The organism is Dyella japonica DSM 16301 (assembly GCF_001010355.1).
In the GTDB taxonomy this organism is placed as follows: domain Bacteria; phylum Pseudomonadota; class Gammaproteobacteria; order Xanthomonadales; family Rhodanobacteraceae; genus Dyella; species Dyella japonica.
The window spans coordinates 1-301 of sequence record NZ_JPLA01000103.1 but is presented as its reverse complement, the minus strand read 5'-3'; the positions used below and the strand labels follow the sequence as shown (position 1 = coordinate 301).

Sequence of the window (301 nt, the reverse complement as noted above, 5' to 3'; positions counted from 1 at the left end):
CTTTGTACTTGTGCAGGCCGCGGAAGTTGTAGAAGCGCTCGCCGCGACCGAACAGCATCGCGCCCAGGCGGCTCCACAGCGGTGCGCTGCGGCGGTTCTGCAGGCCGGAAAACGGCGCCATGCCGAGGTTGAACCAGCGATAGCCTTCCTGCTTGGACCACTGCATGAGGTTGACGAACAGGAAGTCCATGATGCCTGCCGTACTGTCGGGCAGATGCCGCATCAGATCCAGCGAAGCCTCTTCCTTGTTGTCGGTGAGGAATAGATTGGCGAAGGCCACCAGTTCCTCGCCCTGCCACAC

1 protein-coding gene is annotated in these 301 nt (G+C 61.5%); it reads right to left on the bottom strand.

Annotated elements, in window-relative coordinates; all coding sequences use genetic code 11:
• Positions 1 to 301 (bottom strand): phosphatidylglycerol lysyltransferase domain-containing protein (locus Y882_RS18325; protein ID WP_156171598.1); only part of this gene is annotated, 301 nt, incomplete at both ends.